Source organism: Vibrio sp. 10N.222.55.C6 (assembly GCF_041473395.1).
Taxonomy (GTDB): domain Bacteria; phylum Pseudomonadota; class Gammaproteobacteria; order Enterobacterales; family Vibrionaceae; genus Vibrio; species Vibrio crassostreae_C.
Map to the genome: position 1 here is coordinate 1 of NZ_JBFRSD010000273.1, position 580 is coordinate 580.

The 580-nt window shown below is 42.2% G+C and carries 1 pseudogene; it reads right to left on the bottom strand.

Going from position 1 to position 580, the window contains the following annotated elements:
• Window positions 1-152: 152 nt before the first annotated feature.
• Window positions 153-580, bottom strand: a pseudogene (locus tag AB4486_RS23620) (hypothetical protein); the annotation flags it as partial.

Consider the following 580-nt stretch of genomic DNA (forward strand, 5'->3'; position numbering starts at 1 on the left):
ATGCACAACTGCACACCAATAAAGTAATACTGTAATACACCCAATCCCATGCAAAGGAGACCTGTTTCATCTCCTCAGGGGCAACAAACCATTGGACATGCGCGAATGATGTCGAAGGCAGTATTAAAAGTAGTAACGTAAACCATTTATATTTATTTGGGATTCGATGGGGGGATATATTCATCATTTAGGGCCTGCAAAAATAAAATTAATTGTTTTCTTTGATGAGGCAATAGCCTCAGCGGCGTCACATCTGTATGCACTAAAGGATATTCGTAAGGGTTAATGTAAAAATCGATAACCTCTTCCAAACTTTTGAATCGACCATCGTGCATAAAAGATGGACTACCTGCTAAATTTCGAAGTGATGGAACCTTAAATGCTCCTTTTAAATCTGAGCCTTCAAACCTCGCGTATTGAGCGTGACCACAATGTTCTGGATCCTGCCAATTTTGACACTGGTAGATGGAATCCTGATACTTCTTTCCACCGGCAATGCGATCATGTTGTTCGTCTCGCCCAGTTCCGATGGCGAAAAAGCCTCCATTAGTGAATCGCGGCCCGCTATGGCAGTCAATAC